The following is a 20741-nucleotide window of genomic DNA, read 5'->3' as shown; positions in this document are numbered from 1 at the left end:
CCGATCATCACTGGTGCGAGCTTATGAGGCAACGGAATAACCGGCGTGACGCACATCCCAGCGCGATCGTCCTCGTGTGGGGCACCGGGCTCCCGCGACGGAAACTCGGATGCGGATGCCGCACGGCCACTCCTAAGCTGCGCTCGCGGGAGCGTGCGAGGCGCCGCCTCGACCGTCAGTGGATCGGAGACGCACGGGGTATGACCAGTCAACTGTTCGCGATCTGCTTCAATACGCCCCGGCCGTCGGCCCTCGCGCGGTTCTGGTCCGGAGTCCTGGGCTGGGAGCCGGCCGACGGACCGGATGACGACATCGCGATCCTGCCCCCTGATACCGCCGGTTTCCGCATCCGTTTCCTGCCGAGCCAGGAGCCGAAGACCGGCCAGAACCGGGCACACTTCGACCTGACGAGCGCCTCACCGGAGGATCAGCAGCAGACGGTGGCCAGGGCGCTGCAATTCGGCGGGAAACACATCGACGTGGGCCAACTCCCGGAAGAGGGGCACGTGGTGCTCGCCGATCCGGACGGCAACGAGTTCTGCGTCATCGAGGCGGGCAACCAGTTCCTCGCCGACACCGGCTTCATCGGAGCACTGGCCTGCGACGGTACACAGCGGGTCGGATACTTCTGGAGCGAGGCGCTGCGATGGCCGCTGGTCTGGGACCAGGACCAGGAGACCGCGATCCAATCGCCGAACGGCGGTACGAAGATCACGTGGGGCGGTCCTCCGGTGGCACCGAAGAAGGGCCCGAACAGGCTGCACTTCGAACTGGCGCTCCCCGCCGACGCGGACTGGGAGGCGGAGGTCGACCGCCTGACCTCACTCGGCGCGACGCGCACGGACACCAGCGAGGGCCACGGCGGCGGGGCGAGGATGCTCGACCCCGACGGCAACGAGTTCTCCGTACGGAAGCCCGGGTAGCGGGGCTGGCGTCGGGCGGGCCGTGCGTCATAGGCGTCCGCCCGTGAAACGCACGGTCACACAGCAGTCCACCTGCCTGAGGGGGCAGGAGGCTGAGCGAGAAACAGTTCGCGAAGCTGGAGGTGGAGTTGGCCAAGAAACCGGACGCGCGGGTGGCCGAGCTGAGGCTCCCTGACCCGATGCCCGTCGCTGTCGCAGCGAACGCGCTCCTCGGGCCCGCCGTCGGTGGCGGCCGGTTGATCAGGTAGTTCGAGGAGCCTGCGCAGGTCGTAGCCGGGGTAGCAGCAGATGCGTGGAACGCCGGAGGTCTGCGTGGTGGTGCGGATGACGAGGTCGCCGCCCCCACTCTCCCGGGCGTTCTTGCCCGCGAGGTCGCCCGGCAACTGGATCAGCGTGGTGTCACTCAACGAGCCGAATCCGACGCCGACACCCGGCCGTCCAGCCGCCCCAACACCGCCCGGCCCAAGTCCCGGCCCGCCGGAATCATCCCCTCTTGGCTGTCAGCGCACTCAGGGTCTCCCGTGTACTGACTGTGTCCGGATGCTTGTCCCCCAGCACGTCCACCCGCAGCGGCAGTAGTGCCCTCAGGTCTTCCGCGGCTTCTTCCTCTCTGCCGGTACGGATCAGCAGACTCGCCAGCCGGGCCCGGGTGGTCATCGTCTGAGGATGGGGGTCGCCCAGCGCCGCGCGTTGCAGGCGCGATGCCTCGCGCAGCATGCCCTCGGCTCGGCCGGCCGCCGTCCCGGGAGCTTGTCCGCGGCCCAACACATCACCGAGGGCGGAGCGGGTGAGCAGCACGTCGGGGTGTCCAGCGCCCAGTACGCGCTCGCGATCGGCGAGCACCGCCTGGAGCGAGTCGGTGGCCTCGTCGAGGTGTCCCGTCGACGCACGGAGCATCGCGATGCCGAATCGCGTGGTCAGCACCTCGGGATGATTGTCGGCGGGATAGCGGGCGCGCCGACGCGCCAGGAGCTCACGGAGTTCTTCGAGCGCCCCCTCGGTATCTCCCAGCTCTGCGTTCAGCATGGCGATATTGAAACGGGTGATCATGACGACGGGATGGTTGTGGTCGCCGAGTACGCGCCGCTGGTCGCTGACCAGTTTCCGGTGCAGGTCGAGCGACCGCACCGCGTCACCGTACTCCCAGGTGAACCGTGCGGTGTAGAGGCGGACGAGCAGCGTGGTGGGGTGGTCCTGGCCCTTCTGCCGCTCCATCCTGGGCAGCAGGACCCGAAGCTTGTCGAGCGCCTCGCGGAGCCGCCCGGCCTCACCGGTGAACCGGGAGATGTTCATCAGGCTGTAGATGATCTGCTCGTGGTCCTCGCCGAACGCCTCGATGCGATCGCGCAGCAGTCGGTGGTGCATGGCGAGGGCGTCCTCGTACCGGCCGAGCCGCCCGTACCAGTAGGCGATGTAGTGTCGGCTCTCCAGGACGTCCCGGTCGGTCGGACCGAGGACGCGCGTCTGGTCGGGCAGCAACTCCTCGTGCAGACGGAGGCTTTCCTCCATTCGGCCGCCCCTGCCCGTCCAGTAGGCGAGGTGGTGACGGGTGGCGAGGGTCCGCCGGTCGTCCGCACCGATGAGGCGGGTCTGGTCGGCGAGGAGTGCGACGTGCAGGTCGACCGCCGTACCGAAATCGCCCACCTCACCGGTGGCGTAGGCGATGCGGTGTCTGCTCTCCAGAATGTCCGGGTCATCGACAGGAAGTGCGCGGACCTGCCTTGCGAGCACCTTCTCGTACATCTCCCGGGAACGGCGGTACGAACCGGCCCGGCCCGCCCAGTAGGCAGCCTTCTGCCAGGCCCTGAGCGTGGGCCGCTCCTCCGGTCCCGGGCGTCGCGCCAGCCGGTCGCCCCAGGCGGCCCACCGGTCCCGGTTCGCCGCGGCATCCGCGGAGCCGCGGCTGTCCAGGCTTTCGAGGAGGCGATCGTACGAGCCGATGTGCCAGAGGTGAACGGGTTCCGCATCGGTGGCGTACGCGTGCAGCGGGTCGTCGGGATCGTGCCGGTCCATGGGAGCCATGCTCTCAAGTGCGGTCATCAGCGCCGCATGGCCGGACCTCACCTCCAGGTGATACTCCGCCTCCTCGATATGCTCCACCAACGCTTGGTGGTGCGCTCCCAGGAGTTCCCCGGCAACCGGGTGCACCGCCCGTTCGACGAGCCCCGCGAGCAACTCCAGTATGTGGTCGACGTCTTCGGCGCCCGGCCCCTCGATGGCGGCGGACGCCGCAGCCAGCAGCGGCTTGGGCAGTACGGCCCCCTGGCCTGCCGCCGCGAGGACCGTGACAACGGCGTCGACCCAGGTCGACCGCCCGTCCGGCGCGCGTCGACGCGCCTGATCCAGAACATCCCGATAGAGCAGTTCGTAGGTCACCAGCCGGCCTGGCTCCCGTGGCCCGTAGTCGGCCAGCAGTGCTGCCATGTACCAGTTCCCGGCTGCTTGGCTGACGATCGGCGCCCACTGCTCATCACTGATGTGACGAGCGTTCAGGTAGCCACTGATCTGTTCTTCCCGCGCGGCCTGCACGGACTCCGGATGCCATTCCGCCGGCAGCCGTACCCCGTCCCGAGAAGTGGCGACGATACCGAACCAGCCGGGCGCGCTGTCGAGCAGCAGCGTCAACTGCTCGATCACCTTGAGGCGTGCGCTCCGATCCAGTTGGTCGACGGCGTCGATGACGACCCGGACCGGCCGCCGGGCCGGCATGAGGCCGAGCGGTCCCCCGACATAGCGTCGCGCGGGCGGCAGTCCCTGGCGTTCGGCAAGCGGTGTGATCCGCTCGAACTCGTCTCGCGCCCGTGCGAAGCCCGGCAGGAAGAAGACCAACTGTCGGGCCATCGCCGCGAGTGTGCTCTCGTCGGTCCAGCTCTCCCGGAGTTGAATCAGAGCGCACACCGCCGACCCCTCGCTCATGTCCTCATCCGCCGGGAGGAGTTCGGGACGGGAGAGCGCGGCGACAAGGGTAGTCTTCCCCGATCCCATCGGCCCTCGCAGCGCGACCGCTCGGTGGCCCAGGACGGACTTCGTGAGCGCGTGGAGTGAGGGAGGTGGCTGGAAATGCTTCAGCCTGGGCAGCAAACCGCCTCCAGGGGTGGCCGCGACGACGCTGAGGTTGCCGTTGTGTGCCACATTCCGCGCGACCCAGTGCGGCATTCTGGTGCCGGTCCCGCTCACGCCGTCGGCTCCACCCCCAGCCGCGTGGCGGCTGCCGCTCCAGGTCACGGCCTGGGGCCGTTGATCCTCCAGGGTGTCTCCCAACGTCAGCGCCAGCGGCCGACTGTGCATCAGCCTCTCCAGCCGGGCGTGCCCGTGCCGGATTGCACGGTTGAGCGCCCGGGAGAATCTCAGCCCGTAGGCGGGCCTGCCATCGGTGGACGCGAGGACTTCGATCTCACGCCCGGTGTGCATCGCGGACGGGAACCAGTCCTGTGCCGCCGCCAGCGCCGCCGTTCCGGCCGAGCAGGCGTCGATGACAACGGTCAGGCCGGAGACGGCGCCATGGTCTGCCAGAAGGGTCCGAAGGCGGGCCGGAACGGCGAAGGCGGTCGTGGGGTCCGGCCGGACCGGGCTCGTTGTCACGGGGAAGACGAAGCCGCTCTGGGGCGAGACGTACCCATGTCCGAGGAAGGCAAGCACCATCGGCGAGCGAGCTGCGTTGGCCCGCTCAAAGGCGGCCTTCACCGCCGCGAGCACCTGCGTCACCGTGCCCGGATCGAACAGCAGTCCGTCCCCATGGGCCGGCGCACAGTGGCCACGGTCCGGGTCCAGCAGCAGGTCTCTCAGCTCTTCTGCCTCGGCCCGGAGCGTGTCCAGACTCGGATGAACACCCCACTGGGAGGCCACGACGAATGCGTAACGCTGCTTGTCCACCTGATCATTATGGGAAGAACCCGCTTCAATGGAAGGCGGTTTGGAACCGCGGTGATGTCCTCACACGTTCTTTCACACACATCAGATGTGTCGCGCGGCGCAGAGGACGCGGCGCGCCGACCGAGGAGTGAGGAGGGTCCGTGACGGAGGTGGTGATGGTGCACGGCATCGGCCCGCTGGACGAGTCGCCCGACGAGATGCGGGCCGACTGGGTCGGCGCGCTGACCGGGACGCTGCGGAAGGCTGGTCACACGGCACACGCCCAGGGGCTGGAGTCGGGCCGTACCTCGGTCTCGATGGCGTACTACCGCCACCTGTTCAAGCCGTTCGAGCCGAAGAATGAGTGGGACTGTCCGCTGCCGGAGACGCTGGCCCGTATCGGAGGTGACGCCGCGCAGGACATCCTTGGGAACGTCGCCAGGCATGCCACCGACCCGATCGACCGGGCCGACGCCGACCGGGAGTTGGCGGCGCTCGGCAAGGACACCGGACCCGAGCAGGGAGTCATGGAGATCTTCCGGCTCGCCGTCGCGGGGCTGGCCCATGTGGGGCCGCTCGCGCAGTCGGGGTTCGCGACGCTGAGCAGCCGGGGTATGTTCCACCTCGGCCAGGTGGCCGGCTATCTCGGCGACGAGTCGGTACGCAAGCAGGCGGTGGAGTCGGTGCTGGCATGTGTGACTCCGCGGACGAGAGTGGTGTTCGCCCACTCGCTGGGGACCGTCGTGGCGTATGAGGCGCTGCACCGGGTCAACCACCCCCTGCCGCTGCTGGTCACCTTCGGATCACCGTTGGGCATGCGCACTATCGTGCGCGAAAGGCTGCGGCCGAACCCGCTGCGGGTTCCGCCGCGTCTCGAACGATGGGTGAATGTCGTCGACCGTGACGACTTCATCGTCGCGAAGCTCCATCTGGAGCGGCTCTTCCCCTGCGACGGAGGGGTCTTCGAGAGCAGTCGCAAGGTGAGGAATCCGAACTTGAACCCGCACGCGGCGGTCCACTACCTCGGGCATCCGGAGACAGCCCTGCCACTCACCGAAGTGCTCTGAGCCGCGTCGAACAGCTCCGCGCCGAGGAGCACGAGATCAGGGACGAGGACATCGTCCGGCTCTTCCCGCGCAAACGCCGCAACCTCAGCGTGCCCAGCCGCCACCGCTTCGCTCACTCCCCCCGGCCGCCGGGGCCCTGCGGCCCCTGCGCGCCCCGGACGTTCCTGGACAACCCTGGACTCGACGAGGACGGAGCGAAGGACTGACGGACGGATGGGGCGCCGACGTTCCAGCAACAGCCACGAAACGCCACCGGGACAGCAGTCCAAGGAGTGGGAGGATCGAGTCCATGACGACTGCCTCCGGTGATTTCGAGTTGACCATGGACGAGCTGCGAGTTGTGGCGCGCTACGTGGCTGAGAGCGCCCAGGAAGTCCTCCCCGTGTTCGAGGAATCCGTTCCCGGTGATACTCGTCCCCGCGCAGCCCTTGATGCCGCATGGGAGTTCATCAACGGCGCGAGAAGGACCAAGCTGCAGCGTGTCACCTCACTGGACGCACACCGGGCCGCGAAGGATGCGGGCACCGAAGCGGCACGTCTTGCCGCACGGTCCGCGGGCGACGCCGCGGCAGCCGCGTACCTGCACCCGATAGCGCGAGCCACCCAGGTAGGACACATTCTGCGCGCTGCCGCGAGCGCCGCGCGCATCGCCGAACTGAGCGCGGGCGACGACCCCGTGGTCGGAAACCTGCGGATTGAACAAGCCCGGACGCGTGCGACGCCGGTTCTGATCGCCGTTCTGTCCCGGTACCCTCTCGCACCGACCGCCAAGAATCGCGTCGCGCAACTCATGAGTGCCCTGGACACGTCCCTACGCGCCTCCGGCTGAGGGACTGCCCCACGCGACGCGGCCCCGCCCCAACGGCACGACACACGCACTCGGACCGCGTACTCACACCGTCTCAGCGAAGATCTTGTCCCGGGGGCTGTTCTTCGCGGCGAGCGTATCCAGCTGAGACTGGAACCCTGGAACTCCTGACTAAGGCGGTGGGACGGCTCGGAGCAGCTCCCACAGGGGGCGTGAGCCCGATGCCCATACTCCCAGGGTGTGGCGGTCGACCACGTGAAGTCGCTGCTGCTCGGCGAAGGTTACGGCGGGTGCGGTCACCCGGCCGTTCGTCACGATCACCGCGATGTCGGCGCCGTGGACCTGGCGGGCGGTGCCGTTGAGGACCTGAAGGTCCGGCGTGCCCACCGCGGAGCCGGCCAGGCCGTTGCGGCGGTGCTTGCACTGGATCACCCAGTGCCGCCCGTAGGGATCGGTAGCCTTCACATCCGCTCCGAGGTCGCCGCCGCCCCCGACACGGACCGCGTCCCGGCAGCCGTCACGGCGCAGCAGATCCCGCACCGCGTCCTCGAACCGCGAGTGGTGCAGGGCGTCCAGCTGGGGCAGCCGGTATCGCAGGCCCCGCGTGCGGACCGCTTCCCACCGCGCTCTCTGCCGCTTCTGATGGAGCCAGCCGCCGCTCGCCAGTATGGCGAGCGTGCCGATGACGATCAGGATCCACCAGTGGGCCAGCAGCCAGTTGACGGCGGCCACCATGAGAGCGACGGCCAGGGCCGCGGCCACGAGGAGTCCGATCAGCCGGTCGTCGGCTCGCTGCCGCCGCTTGCCCGGCCTCCGGGTACGCCGCCGCGCCGGCGGGCGCCTGCGTGCGCGGGGGCTCATCGGCCGGCCTGTGTGACGCTGCTCGTAAGCTGGCCCAGGATGTCCTGGATTCCCTGGCCGACCGGCGTCGGGGCGAGAAGCACGCCCAGGGCCAGCACGATGACCACGGTCATCTTCTCGTCCTTCCTGCTCCTGGCCTCGGTGCGACGACGCAGTCGCAGAATGACGATGACGGTGAGCAGTACCGCCACGTTGATCGTCAACATCCGTCCAGCCCCCGATCAAGCAACGTCAGCCGTCTTCGCGTGCCTGCGGCAGACGGAAATCCCCCTTCCCTGTGTATCCCGAACTCCCCATCCACCTCACCCAGTTACTGATGATTGACGCCAAGTCACCTCCTGGCCGAATGCCGCGCGGCGAGTCGGTCGTGAACGTGTGCGGTGACGCCGCTTTCTCGTCTTCTCTGGTGGTTCTCTGGTGGCGCTTTGCGGGAGGGTAATCGCTAGGGGAGGATCGCGCCGTCCGCGGCTTCCGCGTGGCTGACGACCACCTCGCCGGCGATGTCGCGACCACGGCTGGGTGGAGCGTCACCGAAACGCCGGTCGTGGCAGCCCCGAGCTCAAAGAAGCACCCGGCATCGCCGCGTTCGGTGAGAACCAAAGACGGCTGCCTCACCGCCCGCCATATGGCGCCTCCTGTTCTGGCGGATGGATGGTGCGGCCGTTCCGGCCGGTCTCCTGGCTGGGATACGCCGGCCGGGGCGGTGATCAATCGGTTGCGTAGACCCTCGGGCTCACGCCCGAGCCCGAGGGCGCCCGCGTCGGCGGGGACGGCGGGGGGTCTGTGTTCGCGCCACGTAGCCACGGGTTTGGGGCGGCACCGGCGAGGGTGCCCAACACCGCTAAGAGTGCGGACCACCTGGCGCCTCCTGGGTGGTTACGGCTTGTCCGTACGGCGGTAGGCGCGGCGGTTCTTCAGCTCAGCGGCGACGGTTCGTCCGTACCAGCGGTGTGCGTGCTGGGTGGTGTCGTCGGGGGCAGGCCAGCGTGGTGTACCACTCGCGCGGACCTTGGTCTGGTCGGCCCGGATTGTCGCAGCGCTGATGCCGGTGGCGGCCTCGATCTCGCGGGCGGTGTAGAGCCGGTTGGGCTCCAGGTTGGGGGCGGGGCGCTGGTAGGCCTCCGATGCGATGGGGTCGACTTCGGCCGGGTCGTACACGTAGGCGCGGCCCCGTTTCCCGATGTGCTCGGGCCAGCCGGGGCGTTTGGCGAGGGCTCGTACGGTCTCGTAGTCGCGGTCGTAGCGGGCGGCGATCTCGCGGAGGGTTTCACCGGCGGCTGGTGGGGTGTCTACCATGGTCGTAATCCTTTCGAGGAGGGTTGGTGACCGGCGGGTTTTCGCGAGCGCCTTCGGGTGTCTGGGCTTCGGCTCGGGCCTGCCGGTCTTTTGCTGTTCGGTGTGCGGGGGGGGGGACCTCGGCCGGATGCCGGGGCCCGCTCCTCCACCGTGGCATCCGCCACGATCTCGGCCTCGTCTCCGATCAGCAGATGAACGCGTACGGTCACTCGCTCGCTCATCACGAACTCGTCTCCAGTCTCAACTGCACTGTGTACAGGTCGGATTCAGATACCGCGTCGTCATTCTCGGCCCCGGGTGCCGGCGCCCCAGGTATGCGGGCGGCCGGCGCCCGGGGCCCGGCTTGGGACTTCCCCCGCGCGCGGGGGCCGCGGGCCAACCCGGGCCGCAGCGAATCCCCTCACGGCCGTGAGCACGACTGTTCTTGAGTTAGCTCGGGATGGTTGACGAGTTCCCGTCCGATCGGTTGATCGGGCGGGATTTCGTCGTTTCCGGGGTCTGTTCGAGGCGGTGTCCGAATGCGGGCGAGGCAGGTGGCCGTATGGCGGACTCTGGCCTGGGGTTCGGAGGTGGTTCGGGTGCTGGAGACGTGCCGGGGCCGTCGCCGGGCGCGTGAAGGTTCGTTGTGTGTTGCCGGGGTGTCAGAGACTTGAGTGGACTGCGGCTCTGGTCGGCGGTGGAAGTCCCGTCGCCGCGACGGGCCGCGGCGCGCGCCGGATGGTCTCGGTGATCTCAGCAGGCTCACCGGTGCTGATGGTCTGCGTGGTCGTGTTGTCCCAGGCGAAGAGGATGTGCAGGTTGATGCTGCAGATCATCAGGGCGAGGAGGATGGTCTGGGCGACCCGGCCGTGCGCAAGCCGTTTCCTCGGGTCTGCGATGTCGATGTGATGGCCTTTGGCTCTGCCGTTGAGTCCTTCGATGTTGGCTCTGCCGGGTCGGTAGGCGTCTTGCCAGGTGGGGTGGAGGTAGTGCCGGTCCTGGCGGTATTTGTCGAGCTTGCCGAGGTCGCCGGGGCGGACGGTGAGGGTGGGTTTCCGGCAGATCCGGGGCAGTTCCTCGGTGGCCGGTGGCCGCAGCCTTTCGGCTTGGGGGATGGGGACGGTGGGCTTGGCCGCAGTGTGTGCGGCGGTGGCCCGGCGGCTGGTGAGGTCCACGGTGGCTGGCCGTGGCGGTGTGATGTGGTGGACCCGGTTGAAGCGTGGGCAGGCCACCGAGGGCGAGGGGCCGGCGGCCGGGCATTGGAGCCGGATCGCACCGCGCTCATCTGCGGACTCCTTGACCTTGAGGAAGTACGGCTCGCGGGTGGAGATCAGGTCGGTCAGGGGGACGTTGTTGTCCAGATCGCGTACGGCTTTGTCGTTGAGGCCGGTGGTGGCGTGTGCGAGCGCGGTGGGCATGGCCGGGCAGGCGAGGGATCCGTCGACGAGGAGGGCGCCTTGATGGGTGCCCTGGACGCCGCGCTGATCCTTTTTGTAGTCGAGGACGAGCTGGTAGCCCAACTGTCGTGCGGGCTGGGCGAAGTGGGCGGTCCTCTGGTCGGTGTAGGCGCGGTCGGCGGCCAGCAGTCCGGTCGGGAAACCGAACGGAATGAGCGCGGTGAGGGCGCGGATGGCGTTCGGGCCGACTCGTTTGCCGGGCGTGTCCAGGACGAGGCCGAGCGTGAGTTGCGGGTGCCGGCTGACGCGCAGGCCCGCTTGTGGATGATGTGCGGGGTGGCGACGGCCGGCGGCGACGAGCAGGGTGGCGCTGTGTCCGAAGATGCCTTCCTCGGAGCCGCCGCAGTAGTGCCAGCCGGCGGTGTGTTCGACGGAGGCCAGGTCACGGCGTTCGCTGGGCGGATGGTGCCAGGCGGGGACGGGGGTGGTGTCGGCGCCGATGTCTCCCCGCCATCCTTTGAACAGGCCGCGGCGGTGTGCGAGACGGACGGTGACCAGCAGCAGACGGTCACTGATCTCCTGCAACAGGCCCCGACGGCGGACGCGTTCGGAGTCCGTGTCTTCCCAGGCCGCGATCACCTGGGCTGCTTCGTCTCGGGGCAGGCGGCGGCGCCGGTCACAGCGGTAGGGATCAAGGACTGTGGTGAGCCGGTCGAAGGCCCGGTAGACACGGCGGGAGAACGCGATCCGGGCATGATCGTCGTGCTGTGCGATGCCGGGGACGCCCAGCCATCCCCGCGCGGGCTCATGCAGTTCGTTGAGCAGGACCCGGCAGGCATCCGCGAGGCTGGCACTGTGGTGGTAGTGCAGCGACAGCAGCAGCCCCATCAGCACGGTCCGCACCGGCAGCCCGTCCGGCCCGGGGCATCCGGCCAGTTCCGCGTCGATCAGTTCCAGCACGCCGGAGGAGTGCAACAGCGCGTCGAGCTGGCCCACTTTCGAGTCCGGGATCTTCGCCGGGGCGTCGGTACCCGGCCTCGGCCGACACGGCTTGATCTTCTCCGACTTCCGCCAGGCCCGGGGCTTTGTCACCGCTCCGGTCCCCGCAGCAGCCGTGCAGCGGTGGCCTCGTCGAGGGGCGGCACCAGGTGCTGGTAGCGGGCAAGGGAGGCAGCCGAGGCGAGTCCGGCGGCCTTCGCGATCAGGTCGTGGTCGATGCGGGCGGCCATCAGCTCGACGATCCAGGTCGCTCGCAGCCGCCGTACCGACAGCGCGGGCAGGTGGCCGGGCGGCCGGTGGACAAGGCTCCAGGAACCGATCAGGTTCTTGGCGTATTCGGCGGTGCGGCGGGGCCGGAACAGGTACCTGTCCCCGGCCCGGTCCGCCAGTTCGCCAGTTCGCCAGTTCGCCGAGGATGTCTTCCCAGACGGCGCGGGCCACGAGCGGGACCGGGCTGTCAACGCCGTTATGCAGCAAGGGACCTTGCTGACGAATGCGCCGCAGATGACGGCCGCGGCTGGCCGCCACCTCCTTCGGGGCGAGTCCCAGGCCGGCGCCGAGCCCCCAGCAAGGCGAGCGCGTCCCTGCCCTGCTGGCGTGGCAGTTGCGTGGCCCAGTGCCGCAGTCCCGCCAACTCCGCTGTCGTGTAGGGCTGGTGGGGCTGCGGCTCAGCGTGCAGCCGTGCGGGGGCCGCTTCTCCGCGCTCGCTCCAGGCCAGCGCATCGCGCACCCGCAGCAGCCAGGTCCGGTACGTCCGCACCGACGACGCCTCGATGTCCCCGGCGCGCGAGAGCACGAACGCGTCGATGACCTCGTTTCGCAGCCACGCGTCAGGGGCCTGCTCCAGCCCCGTGCCCTCGGCCCAGAGCGCCAGGGACGCCGTAACGTGCAGCAGCCGCTCCACGTCATACGGAACCGCCGTCACCACCGCGGCGACCACGGACCGCACCAGGGGCGCGACCTTGTCCCAGGTCGGCGGTGCGTCCTTCGGCCGGTAGCGGGTGATCTTCGCGGAGGTATCGGGATCAAGGGCCACAGTCCATGAGTACCGGCTGGACAAGCAGCCATTCCAGGATTGATCAACTTCGACGGACAGGATGGTGCGCGCATGGTCGGCGGACGCGCCCGCGCACGCTCCCCCCGGCAACTGACCGGAGACCCGGAAACCTGGCCCGAACAGCCGAGCCCCGACCCCGGAGCCGAAGCCGTCCGCCAGATCTCCCGCGCTCTCGCCCAAGCTATTTCCGATCAGGGGCTGAGCCTGCGCGCGGCCGCGGCCGGCTCCGGCGTCAACCGGCAGGCCATCGCCGACCTTCTGGCCGGACGCTCCTGGCCCGACGTCGCCACCGTCGCCCGCCTGACCGCCTTCACGGGAAGCACGCTGTGGCCACGGAGCATCACTATCGATCGAACTGGGACACATTGAGCCTCGATTCGCACCGGAAACCGCACAACGGTGACCGGGCATGGCGATTTCGTGGCTCCGCGCTCCGAGGGGAAAGAGCGTCTACTACCTTCGGTCACGCGGGAGCCACCGTTCGCATGGGCGCTCACGCAACCGGCACCGCCGAGCTGAACCCTCGGCGGTGCCAACCTTCTTCGTGCCGCCCACCGGCGGCCGTCACCTCAACTCCATACCGGTTCCCTCCTTCCGGCCGTCGTCGTTCGTGGCCACGATTCACGGGCCTCTGCCCAGCCCAGCCGGCCCGCAGACGGATCAGGCTTGTCCGAGGACGTACCGTCTGCCGATCCGGAGGAAGTGCCCGGCTCGTGGGGCGAGTTCTCGGAGCCAGGCGCCTGCTCGGGCTCTTCCGGCTCTGTCCCGGAATCCTCGGTGACCCCGCTGTCTCCCAGAAGTGATGCCGCAGTCTCCCGGGTGATGGCCAGCCGCACGAGCCGCTCCTCGGCGACCGCGATCTTCTCGCGCAGGGCGGACAACTCCCGCCGCACGATGGCCTCTTCCTCGTCCAGACGCTGGAACAGCGACTTCATCAGGATCCTGCCCGTCACCTTCAGCCGACAGCCGGCTTCCACGGACCTCGAAGCCCCGCACCAACCGTAGAAGGGACCACAGCAAGATCACAGAAGGTGACCGCAAATGTCCCCAAGCGACCACTTTCGCCCGCCTTATGTCCACCATTTGATATGGACGGACTGCCTCCGTCTGAGGCGTCACCCGGATGAAGCGTCCACGCCGCCGGGTGTGCGTTGCGCGAGAAGGTCATCCGGCGGTTCTCCCTCGAAGGCGCCGCCCCGCGCCGGGCCGCCGCAGCCTCCCAGTGGCATGTCACGCAGGTGTGGGGTGGGCGTCCCGTAGCTCACGGGTCTCCGCGCCCGGCCGAGATATCGCGTGCCGTGGCCCTGCGATCTCCGAGCCGTTCCGGCCCGCTGTCAGAGCGGAGACTGCGACCCACGCCAACTGGGAAACGATCACAAGCAAACCTGAGGTTCCCATGCGAAGATCCCTGCCGTCGCCATCGTTGTCCGACGTCGCGCCTTCGTCTCGTCGTCACCGAAACGGTCGATGCCCCAGGACAGGGCGAGGACCAGTTCGAACACCTCGTCCGCGGTGATCTCGCCGGCCACCTCACCGGCCGCCTTGGCCGTGTCCAGCAGGACGCCGACCCGCTCCACCAACGGCGCATTCGCCGATTGCAGCGGCGAGGCGTCGTCGTGGTGCGCGGTGGCGAGACAGGCCGGCAGGTCGTGCCAGATCCGCATCCCCCAGCTCACCCGCACCAGCCACTCGACGAGCGCCCCGCCCGGCGGCAGCGTGCGGGACAACTCGTCGGCCTCCGTCAGCGCTCGGATGAAGAAGCCCTCGATGACCGCGGCGAGCAGGTCGTCCCGGGTGGGGAAGTTCCGGTAGAGGGTGGCGTTGCCGACACCGGCGCGCAACGCGATCGCGTCGAGCGAGGCGAACACTCCGTCCGCCTCGAACGCTTCGCGTGCTGCGATCAGGATCGCGTCGCGGTTGCGCTGCGCGTCGGCGCGAAGCGGGCGTGCTGTAACCAAGATCACTCCTCATTGACTAAATGGGGAGAGTCCCCACATACTCATTACCGGGGAAACTCCCCACTTATCGAAGGAGTCTACATGCCCTACGACGACCTGACCGGTCTGCGGATCACGGTGGACAACGGTGTCGCAACCGTCACCCTCGACCACCCGCCGCTGAACCTGATGGACGGTGTCCTGCTGCCGTCACTGCGCGGCTTCGTCAACCGGGTGCGCCACGACACCGACGTCCGCGTCGTTGTGTTCGACAGCGCCGACCCGGAGTTCTTCAGCGCGCACGGCGACATGGCTTACCTCACCGATCCGGAGGCGCTGCCCGCCGCCACAGCCGCCGCGGTCGCCGCCGCGCCGGACGTGCCCGTCCCGGACGGCATGAACATCCTGGAGGCCGTGAGCGACGAGGTGCGCAGCCTGCCGCAGGTCACCATCGGCAAGATCGCCGGCTTCGCCCGGGGCGCCGGCAACGAGTTTCTTATGTACCTCGACATGCGGTTCGCGGCGATCGGCCGGTCCGGCCAGGCCCAGCCCGAGGCCGTGATGGATATCCTTCCCGGCGGCGGCGGAACGGTCAACATGACCCGCCTGCTCGGCCGGGGACGCGCACTGGAACTGCTCCTCGGCAGCGAGCTGGTCGACGCCGAGCTGGCCGAACGCTACGGCCTGGTCAACCGCGCGGTCCCTGCCAACGAGATCGACGCCTTCGTCGACCGGCTGGCGCGCCGGATCGCTCGCCTGCGCCCCGAGGTCGTCGCCGCCATCAAGGCCACCGTCGAGACCATCACACCGAAAATCCCCCACCAGGCGTACGCCGTGGAGAACGCCGCGCTGTACTCCCTGTTCACCGACGATATGGTCGCGTCGGCCCACAAGCAGCTCGCCGCGGGCGTGCAAACCCGAGAGGGCGAACGCGACCTGGAGCGCATCCTCGACAGCCTCTGATCAGCGGCCGTCCACGACATGAGCGCGGTCCCTCTCGCTCGGCGCCGAGCGAGAGGTGGAGTTCACCTGTGGAGCAAACCGTCGCGTCACAATGAATTGCAACGAGCCATCAAGGAGCCTTTTCATCCTCGGTGGGCCTCCCAGCCCCGGCCCCGCTGACCCACCATCTGGGAAACGATCAACCACCAGACGGGAAGCGATCTTCAATTGCCTCCGACCCCGCAGGTGGGACGTACCCGTGAACACCCGACAGCAGTGCCATTGAGGTCCCCGCCCGGTCCGTTCTCGTCCTGGCGGTCAATGCCTTGGCCGCGCCCGCCACCTTGCCGTCGTCCTCGGAGTGGCCAACTTTCTGCGACCGGTGACGATTTGTGCGCGAAACACTGAAGAAATGAACTCTACTGGACAGGCCCATGCCTGTCGGCCTGTGGTTTGATTACTGGTAGGTACACAGACAAGGGGACTGCGGATGGCGTCAGTGCAGGCACGGTGGAGTGCCCTGCTGGAAATGTTGACGCGTGACGGCCGCATCGAGGTCGACGCTGCCGCAACGGAACTGGCCGTCTCCACCGCGACGATCCGCCGGGACCTCGACGAGCTCGCCCGGCAGAACATGGTCACGCGCACCCATGGCGGTGCCGCGATCAACGCGATCGCATACGATCTGCCCCTGCGCTACAAGGCGGCCCGCAACGCGCCGGAGAAGGGGCGGATCGCTCAGACCGCGGCGGGCCTGGTGAGGGCCGGTGCGGTAGTGGGTCTGAACGGCGGCACCACGACCACCGAGATCGCGCGAGCCCTGTCCGCCCGCGCCGATCTGACCTCGAATGGCGCCGAAGCCTCGTTCACGATCGTCACCAACGCGCTGAACATCGCCAACGAACTGGTGGTACGACGCCATGTGAAGCTCGTTGTGACCGGTGGCGTGGCACGACCGGCGTCCTACGAGCTCGTCGGCCCGCTGGCCACCGAGTTGCTGGCGGAGATCACCCTCGACCAGGTCTTCCTGGGTGTTGACGCGATCGACGTCACGCATGGCGCGACGGCGCGGCACGAGGGTGAGGCAAGCATCAACCGGGCGCTGGCCCAGCGGGCCCAGCAGGTTGTGGTGGTGGCGGATTCGACCAAGCTGGGCCGGCGGGCCTTCGCCAGGATCTGTCCGGCGCGGGACATCGATGTGCTGGTGACGGACAAGGGCGCGGCGGCCGAACTCACCGAGCCGTTCAGCGCTGTTGGCGTGGACGTCATCCGCGCCTGACGTCCGGGACTCGTAGTCCCGGCCTGACGCCCAGGACTCGTCGCCCCCCGAGGCGCTTCCTCTCCCGGCTTGTCACTCCCGGGCTCTCAAGACCGGCGCCGTCGTACGCCCACGGTCCCGCTCCAGCGCCTGCCGAGCGGCACCCCGCCGCCTCGCGTCCGAGTCCCGGCCGGCGCCGGAGTGTCGGAACCTGTCTGGTTCGGCTCAGCACTGCCGGCCGCCGCCGATCGCGCCGGGCCCGCCATCACCTGTGGGCGGAATCAGGCCTATCGGAACGATGTGGCCTTCCAACTGGGAGAACACCCTTCGCTGTTCCCCGACGCGAGCCGGAAGTATCAGGGTGAGCTCCAGTAGCGCCGGTTGCTCATTAATGCTTGTTTGGCCAGCATCCTTGACAGTATCGAGCATGAGGGTGGAGTCTCGCTTCACCGTACGGTCACATAGCCCCTACACGTCATGGAGTTGCTATGCAGTCCCGTCCACCTCGGCATCGATTCAACCGACGCTCACTCACTTCTCCGGGTTCCCTTGGAAGCCTCATCTGCGTGACGGTCCTGACCGGAGCGCTCGCCTACGTTGGTATGCCCGGGGCAGTCGGTGCGCCACATACCCGGAGCACTGCCGCCGTGCTGCCGCCGGTCGTGCCGCAGCCGGAGTCCGAGCGGGCTCTCAAGGGGCCCGGGTTCACCATCGGGGCGGAAACCCCCATCATCGTGAAGAGCCCTGACCCCGACTCGCGAGAGGTGGGAAGGTACCTGGGTCGCCTCCTCCGTCCCGCGACGGGTTACGACCTCAAGGTGGAGGCGGGCAGGCAGGATTACCGTCCCGCCATCACCCTGAACCAGGGCGGACCGAAGTCGCTGGGCGAAGAGGGCTACATACTCACCTCTCGCGCCGAGGGGGTGCGGCTCACCGCGCGCGGTGCCGAAGGTCTGTTCCGCGGGATTCAGACGCTACGTCAACTGCTGCCCGCCGCAGTCGAGTCGCGGACGGTCCAGCGCGCCCGCTGGACCGTCGCCCCCGTCCACATCACCGACAAACCGCGCTACAGCTACCGCAGCACGATGCTGGACGTGGCCCGACGCTTCTACCCGGTTGCCGACGTCAAGCGCTACATCGACCAGGCCGCCGCGTACAAGATGAACACTCTGCACCTTCATCTGACCGATGACCAGGGCTGGCGGATCGCCATCGACGCGCTCCCCAACCTCACCAAGGCCGGAGCCAGTACGCAGAGCGGCTTCAGGGGAGGTTCCTGGTTCTACACCAAGGCGCAGTACCAGGAGATCGTCGCCTACGCGAAGTCGCGGTTCATCACCGTGGTCCCCGAGATCGACGGCCCTGGCCACACCAGCGCCGCGCAAGCCTCGGTGCCTGATATCAACTGCGACGACAAGGCCATTCCGCCGTACTCGGGCTTCGACGTCAAAATCAGTGTGGTGTGTCTCCGCGATCCGCAGCACATCGCCAATGTGAGCAAGTTCCTGACCACAGTGATGACCGAAGTGGCCGCGCTCACCCCCGGCCCGTACATCCACGTCGGTGGTGACGAGGTCCCGGCGAGGCCTGCCGAGGAGTACAAGGCCTATGTCCAGGCGGCGACTTCCGCCGTACAGGCGCAGGGCAAGAAGGTGATCGGCTGGCACGATCTCAGCGCGGGCACCATCCCCGCCGGCAGTCTCATGCAGTACTGGGGCGACGAAGGCGCAAGGGAAACGATCGGCACGGCCGAGGAGCACAAGGACATCCTCCTGGCGAGGAAGGGTGTCGCGCAGAACGCGTCGTTCATCATGTCCCCGGCCGACCGCTCCTACCTCGACATGAAGTACGACGGCTCCACACCTTACGGGCTGAGGTGGGCCGGCTATGTGCCGGTCAAGAACGCGTACGACTGGGATCCCACTACGGTGACCGCGAAGCCGGACGGGACTTCTCCCGTTGTCCCCGCCAACCGGATCGCGGGCGTGGAAGCGGCGCTGTGGGCCGACCGTGCGTACACCGGCAGCAATGAATTGCCGACGTCGACGTCACAGTTCGTCGAGCCTTCGGTCTACACGGACTTCATGGCCTTCCCTCGGCTGCCCGCGGTCGCCGAGATCGGCTGGTCTCCGAAGTCCACGCACGACTGGACGCGGTTCAGCTCCCGTCTGGCAGCCCAGGGTCCGCGCTGGAAGGCCGCGGGAATCGGCTTCTACGCCGCGCCTGACGTCCCCTGGGCGAACGTCAGCTGACGTGCCGTCAGTTCCGTAGAGCCAGAAAGTGACCAGGATGGTCGGGCACCCGTCGACACCTCCGGTGTCCGTGCTGCCCGGTAGTGGCCTCGCCGGTCGCTCGACGGGGCGGTCAGGTAGTGGTGGTGGACTACCCATCGCGCCGTGAATCCCCGGTTTCGGTGACCGGGGATTCAGCGTTACCAGGCCCCGGGGTATGGCCGCCACGCACGGTGCGACGGCTCGGAACAGGGGAGAGGCCGGCATCACACCTGCGCGGACCCGGCAAGTCGTTGTGATCGCCGAAGCGTCCAACTGTCCACGCGGGCCTTCGCCCACATATGCGCGCGGCATGCGCGATGCAGTTCATCCTTTGGTCTGAACAAGCAGCTACACACATCGGCCACGCCTGCGCGTGCGACGAGCCAGGGCTCACATCCGTGTCGTGACCTCCGAGTTGATGCCGAAATAGCCCGCTCCCGACGCATCGCACCTCTTGACATGGTGACGTTTACTGCAAGAATTGGCTTTGAAAGCAACAGAGTTGAGCATTCTTGATCGATGATCGACGTTGGGCCACGTGCCCTCGCTCGCACCTGTGAATCAGGGGCACATCGCTTGAAGGTGTCGCTCATTGATCGAGCACCTCCGAGCGTCACGTTTCAGGAACCAACACGCCGAGGCCCGGTCCGGGTGCGGTCAAGACCGCCGTGGCCGCCGTCCGAGCGGCATGGTTCGAAAGCCGCTTCCGTCGCGCTCCGCGAGTGCGCACAGGAAGCTGTCTTGAAAGAGGTAACTGTTGTGAACAGGCAGGTGCTCACCCTCGTGGCGGTCTCCACGGTCGGTGCTCTCACGCTCACGGCGTGCGGCGGCGGGGGTGACAACGGCGCTTCCGGCGACGGAACCGTCACCCTCAAGGTCGTTGCGGCCGACTATGGCGACAAGGCGACGAACAGCTCCCAGATCTACTGGGGCGATGTGGCCAAGAGATTCGAGGCCGCGAACGCGAAGATCAAGGTCGATGTCCAGATCGTCAACTGGAACGACATCGACAAAAAGGTCAAGACGATGATCCAGAGTGGCAACATGCCGGATGTACTGCAGACCGGTGGCTACGCGGAGAAGGTTGCCGACGACCTTCTCTACCCGGCTCGCGACGTGCTGTCGCCGGCCACGCACGCCAACTTCCTCGACACATTCTCGAATGCCGGGGAAGTCGACGGTGTCCAGTACGGCATCCCCTTCGTGTCCTCGACCCGCGCGTTCTTCTACAACAAGGCGATCTTCGCCAAGGCCGGCATCACCGAGGCCCCGAAGACCTGGGCAGAGGTACAGGCTGCCGCCGAGCTCATCAAGGCGAAGGTCCCCGGCATCACCCCCTACGCCCTGCCGCTCGGCCCGGAGGAGGCGCAGGGCGAGAGCATGATGTGGGAACTGGGCAACGGGGGTGGCATCACGGACGCGTCCGGAAAGTACGCCATCAACAGCCGGGCCAACGTGGAGACATTCAACTGGCTCAAGACCAATCTGGTGGATCCGGGGCTCACATACACCAACCCCGCGACGACGGACCGTAAGACGGCGTTCGCGGACTTCGCCGCCGGCAAGACCGCGATGCTCAACGGGCATCCGTCGCTGATCCAGATGTCGCGGGACGGCAAGATCGACTATGCCGTCGCGCCGATCCCCGGCAAGGCCGGGGCCCTCAAGTCCACCCTGGGCGTGGCCGACTGGATGATGGCCTTCAAGGACAACGGCCACAAGGAGCAGATCAAGAAGCTCCTGGACTTCGTCTACTCCAAGGAGAACATCACCAAGTTCGACGAGACGTACAACCTGATGCCGGTGACCAAGGACAGCCTGCGGGAGATGAATTCCGGCGGGAAGCACAAGGACTTGGAGCCGTTCTTCGCCCTGTTGCCCCAGGCGGCCTTCTATCCACTGGGTGACACCAGCTGGGACGCCGTCTCGGCCGAGATCAAGAAGACGGTCGGCACCGCCCTTTCCCGCGATCCAGGCGAGGTTCTGGGCGACCTTCAGAAGAAGGCGGAGGAAGCCTCCGCCGGAAACTAGGCCCTGTCCGGTCGGTCTTCATGGGCCCGCGACGCCTGGCACGCACCTCGTGGCGTTGCCG

At 67.9% G+C, this 20741-nt stretch carries 18 protein-coding genes; 8 read left to right on the top strand and 10 right to left on the bottom strand.

Annotation, left to right across the window (positions count from 1 at the left end; translation table 11 throughout):
- Window positions 1-200 precede the first annotated feature (200 nt).
- Window positions 201-923: a VOC family protein gene (locus AB0M67_RS39455; protein WP_365752777.1), complete on the top strand. Its 723-nt coding sequence runs from the start codon at window positions 201-203 to the stop codon at window positions 921-923.
- Between the two features lie 56 nt (window positions 924-979).
- On the opposite strand, the gene AB0M67_RS39450 is transcribed toward AB0M67_RS39455, so the two are convergent.
- Window positions 980-1330 (bottom strand): hypothetical protein, encoded by a 351-nt coding sequence (locus AB0M67_RS39450; protein WP_365752775.1) that lies wholly within the window; start codon window positions 1328-1330, stop codon window positions 980-982.
- A 76-nt stretch (window positions 1331-1406) separates the two neighbouring features.
- The gene (locus tag AB0M67_RS39445; protein ID WP_365752774.1) at window positions 1407-4796 is read right to left on the bottom strand and encodes a tetratricopeptide repeat protein; all 3390 of its coding nucleotides are present in this window, start codon (window positions 4794-4796) and stop codon (window positions 1407-1409) included.
- Window positions 4797-4936: 140 nt separating this feature from the next.
- On the opposite strand from AB0M67_RS39445, the gene AB0M67_RS39440 reads away from it, so the two are divergent.
- Both AB0M67_RS39440 and AB0M67_RS39435 read left to right on the top strand, forming a co-directional pair.
- Window positions 4937-5842, top strand: a complete 906-nt coding sequence (locus AB0M67_RS39440; protein ID WP_365752773.1) for a hypothetical protein — start codon at window positions 4937-4939, stop codon at window positions 5840-5842.
- 289 nt (window positions 5843-6131) lie between these two features.
- Window positions 6132-6671 carry a putative immunity protein gene (locus AB0M67_RS39435; RefSeq protein WP_365752771.1) on the top strand — a complete coding sequence of 180 codons (540 nt, stop codon included), beginning with the start codon at window positions 6132-6134 and terminating at the stop codon, window positions 6669-6671.
- A 150-nt stretch (window positions 6672-6821) separates the two neighbouring features.
- Here the strand turns inward: AB0M67_RS39435 and AB0M67_RS39430 are convergent, their stop codons facing one another.
- The 6 genes from AB0M67_RS39430 to AB0M67_RS39405 form a co-directional block, all read right to left on the bottom strand.
- Window positions 6822-7511, bottom strand: a complete 690-nt coding sequence (locus AB0M67_RS39430) for a restriction endonuclease (protein WP_365752770.1) — start codon at window positions 7509-7511, stop codon at window positions 6822-6824.
- Entirely contained in the window at window positions 7508-7717 is a 210-nt protein-coding gene (locus AB0M67_RS39425) for a hypothetical protein (protein ID WP_365752768.1), read from the bottom strand. Before AB0M67_RS39425 ends, AB0M67_RS39430 begins: the two co-directional genes overlap by 4 nt.
- A gap of 670 nt (window positions 7718-8387) precedes the next feature.
- Window positions 8388-8807 (bottom strand): hypothetical protein, encoded by a 420-nt coding sequence (locus AB0M67_RS39420; protein WP_365752766.1) that lies wholly within the window; start codon window positions 8805-8807, stop codon window positions 8388-8390.
- A 641-nt stretch (window positions 8808-9448) separates the two neighbouring features.
- On the bottom strand, window positions 9449-11275 hold the full coding sequence (locus tag AB0M67_RS39415; protein WP_365752764.1) for a hypothetical protein: 1827 nt from the start codon (window positions 11273-11275) through the stop codon (window positions 9449-9451).
- Window positions 11272-11643 carry a hypothetical protein gene (locus AB0M67_RS39410; RefSeq protein ID WP_365752762.1) on the bottom strand — a complete coding sequence of 124 codons (372 nt, stop codon included), beginning with the start codon at window positions 11641-11643 and terminating at the stop codon, window positions 11272-11274. The genes AB0M67_RS39415 and AB0M67_RS39410 overlap by 4 nt, the downstream gene beginning before the upstream one ends.
- A gap of 5 nt (window positions 11644-11648) precedes the next feature.
- The gene (locus tag AB0M67_RS39405; protein WP_365752760.1) at window positions 11649-12218 is read right to left on the bottom strand and encodes a hypothetical protein; all 570 of its coding nucleotides are present in this window, start codon (window positions 12216-12218) and stop codon (window positions 11649-11651) included.
- Between the two features lie 39 nt (window positions 12219-12257).
- Here AB0M67_RS39405 and AB0M67_RS39400 point away from each other — a divergent pair, with 39 nt between their 5' ends.
- Window positions 12258-12608, top strand: a complete 351-nt coding sequence (locus AB0M67_RS39400) for a helix-turn-helix transcriptional regulator (protein ID WP_365752758.1) — start codon at window positions 12258-12260, stop codon at window positions 12606-12608.
- Between the two features lie 200 nt (window positions 12609-12808).
- Here the strand turns inward: AB0M67_RS39400 and AB0M67_RS39395 are convergent, their stop codons facing one another.
- Together AB0M67_RS39395 and AB0M67_RS39390 are read right to left on the bottom strand one after the other, a co-directional pair.
- Window positions 12809-13174, bottom strand: coding sequence for a hypothetical protein (locus AB0M67_RS39395; RefSeq protein ID WP_365752757.1), 366 nt, complete (start codon window positions 13172-13174; stop codon window positions 12809-12811).
- A gap of 438 nt (window positions 13175-13612) precedes the next feature.
- The gene (locus AB0M67_RS39390) at window positions 13613-14197 is read right to left on the bottom strand and encodes a TetR/AcrR family transcriptional regulator (protein ID WP_356518328.1); all 585 of its coding nucleotides are present in this window, start codon (window positions 14195-14197) and stop codon (window positions 13613-13615) included.
- Between the two features lie 81 nt (window positions 14198-14278).
- Here AB0M67_RS39390 and AB0M67_RS39385 point away from each other — a divergent pair, with 81 nt between their 5' ends.
- The 4 genes from AB0M67_RS39385 to AB0M67_RS39370 all read left to right on the top strand — a co-directional run bounded on the left by AB0M67_RS39385 (window position 14279) and on the right by AB0M67_RS39370 (window position 20680).
- Window positions 14279-15139 carry an enoyl-CoA hydratase/isomerase family protein gene (locus tag AB0M67_RS39385; protein WP_365752756.1) on the top strand — a complete coding sequence of 287 codons (861 nt, stop codon included), beginning with the start codon at window positions 14279-14281 and terminating at the stop codon, window positions 15137-15139.
- A gap of 469 nt (window positions 15140-15608) precedes the next feature.
- Window positions 15609-16397: a DeoR/GlpR family DNA-binding transcription regulator gene (locus AB0M67_RS39380; protein ID WP_365752755.1), complete on the top strand. Its 789-nt coding sequence runs from the start codon at window positions 15609-15611 to the stop codon at window positions 16395-16397.
- A 626-nt stretch (window positions 16398-17023) separates the two neighbouring features.
- Window positions 17024-18628 (top strand): beta-N-acetylhexosaminidase, encoded by a 1605-nt coding sequence (locus tag AB0M67_RS39375; RefSeq protein ID WP_365752754.1) that lies wholly within the window; start codon window positions 17024-17026, stop codon window positions 18626-18628.
- Between the two features lie 780 nt (window positions 18629-19408).
- Window positions 19409-20680, top strand: a complete 1272-nt coding sequence (locus AB0M67_RS39370; RefSeq protein WP_365752752.1) for an extracellular solute-binding protein — start codon at window positions 19409-19411, stop codon at window positions 20678-20680.
- Window positions 20681-20741: the final 61 nt, after the last annotated feature.

This window comes from Streptomyces sp. NPDC051662, from assembly GCF_040681655.1.
GTDB lineage: Bacteria > Actinomycetota > Actinomycetes > Streptomycetales > Streptomycetaceae > Streptomyces.
Note: the sequence above shows the minus strand (reverse complement) of the source record. Positions and strands in the feature narration are given on the sequence as shown.

Coding starts and splice junctions, on each gene's coding strand:
- AB0M67_RS39455 (WP_365752777.1), top strand. CDS start 201: ATGACCAGTCAACTGTTCGCGATCTGCTTCAATACGCCCCGGCCGTCG.
- AB0M67_RS39435 (WP_365752771.1), top strand. CDS start 6,132: ATGACGACTGCCTCCGGTGATTTCGAGTTGACCATGGACGAGCTGCGA.
- AB0M67_RS39430 (WP_365752770.1), bottom strand. CDS start 7,511: ATGAGCCCCCGCGCACGCAGGCGCCCGCCGGCGCGGCGGCGTACCCGG.
- AB0M67_RS39425 (WP_365752768.1), bottom strand. CDS start 7,717: ATGTTGACGATCAACGTGGCGGTACTGCTCACCGTCATCGTCATTCTG.
- AB0M67_RS39420 (WP_365752766.1), bottom strand. CDS start 8,807: ATGGTAGACACCCCACCAGCCGCCGGTGAAACCCTCCGCGAGATCGCC.
- AB0M67_RS39395 (WP_365752757.1), bottom strand. CDS start 13,174: ATGAAGTCGCTGTTCCAGCGTCTGGACGAGGAAGAGGCCATCGTGCGG.
- AB0M67_RS39385 (WP_365752756.1), top strand. CDS start 14,279: ATGCCCTACGACGACCTGACCGGTCTGCGGATCACGGTGGACAACGGT.
- AB0M67_RS39380 (WP_365752755.1), top strand. CDS start 15,609: ATGGCGTCAGTGCAGGCACGGTGGAGTGCCCTGCTGGAAATGTTGACG.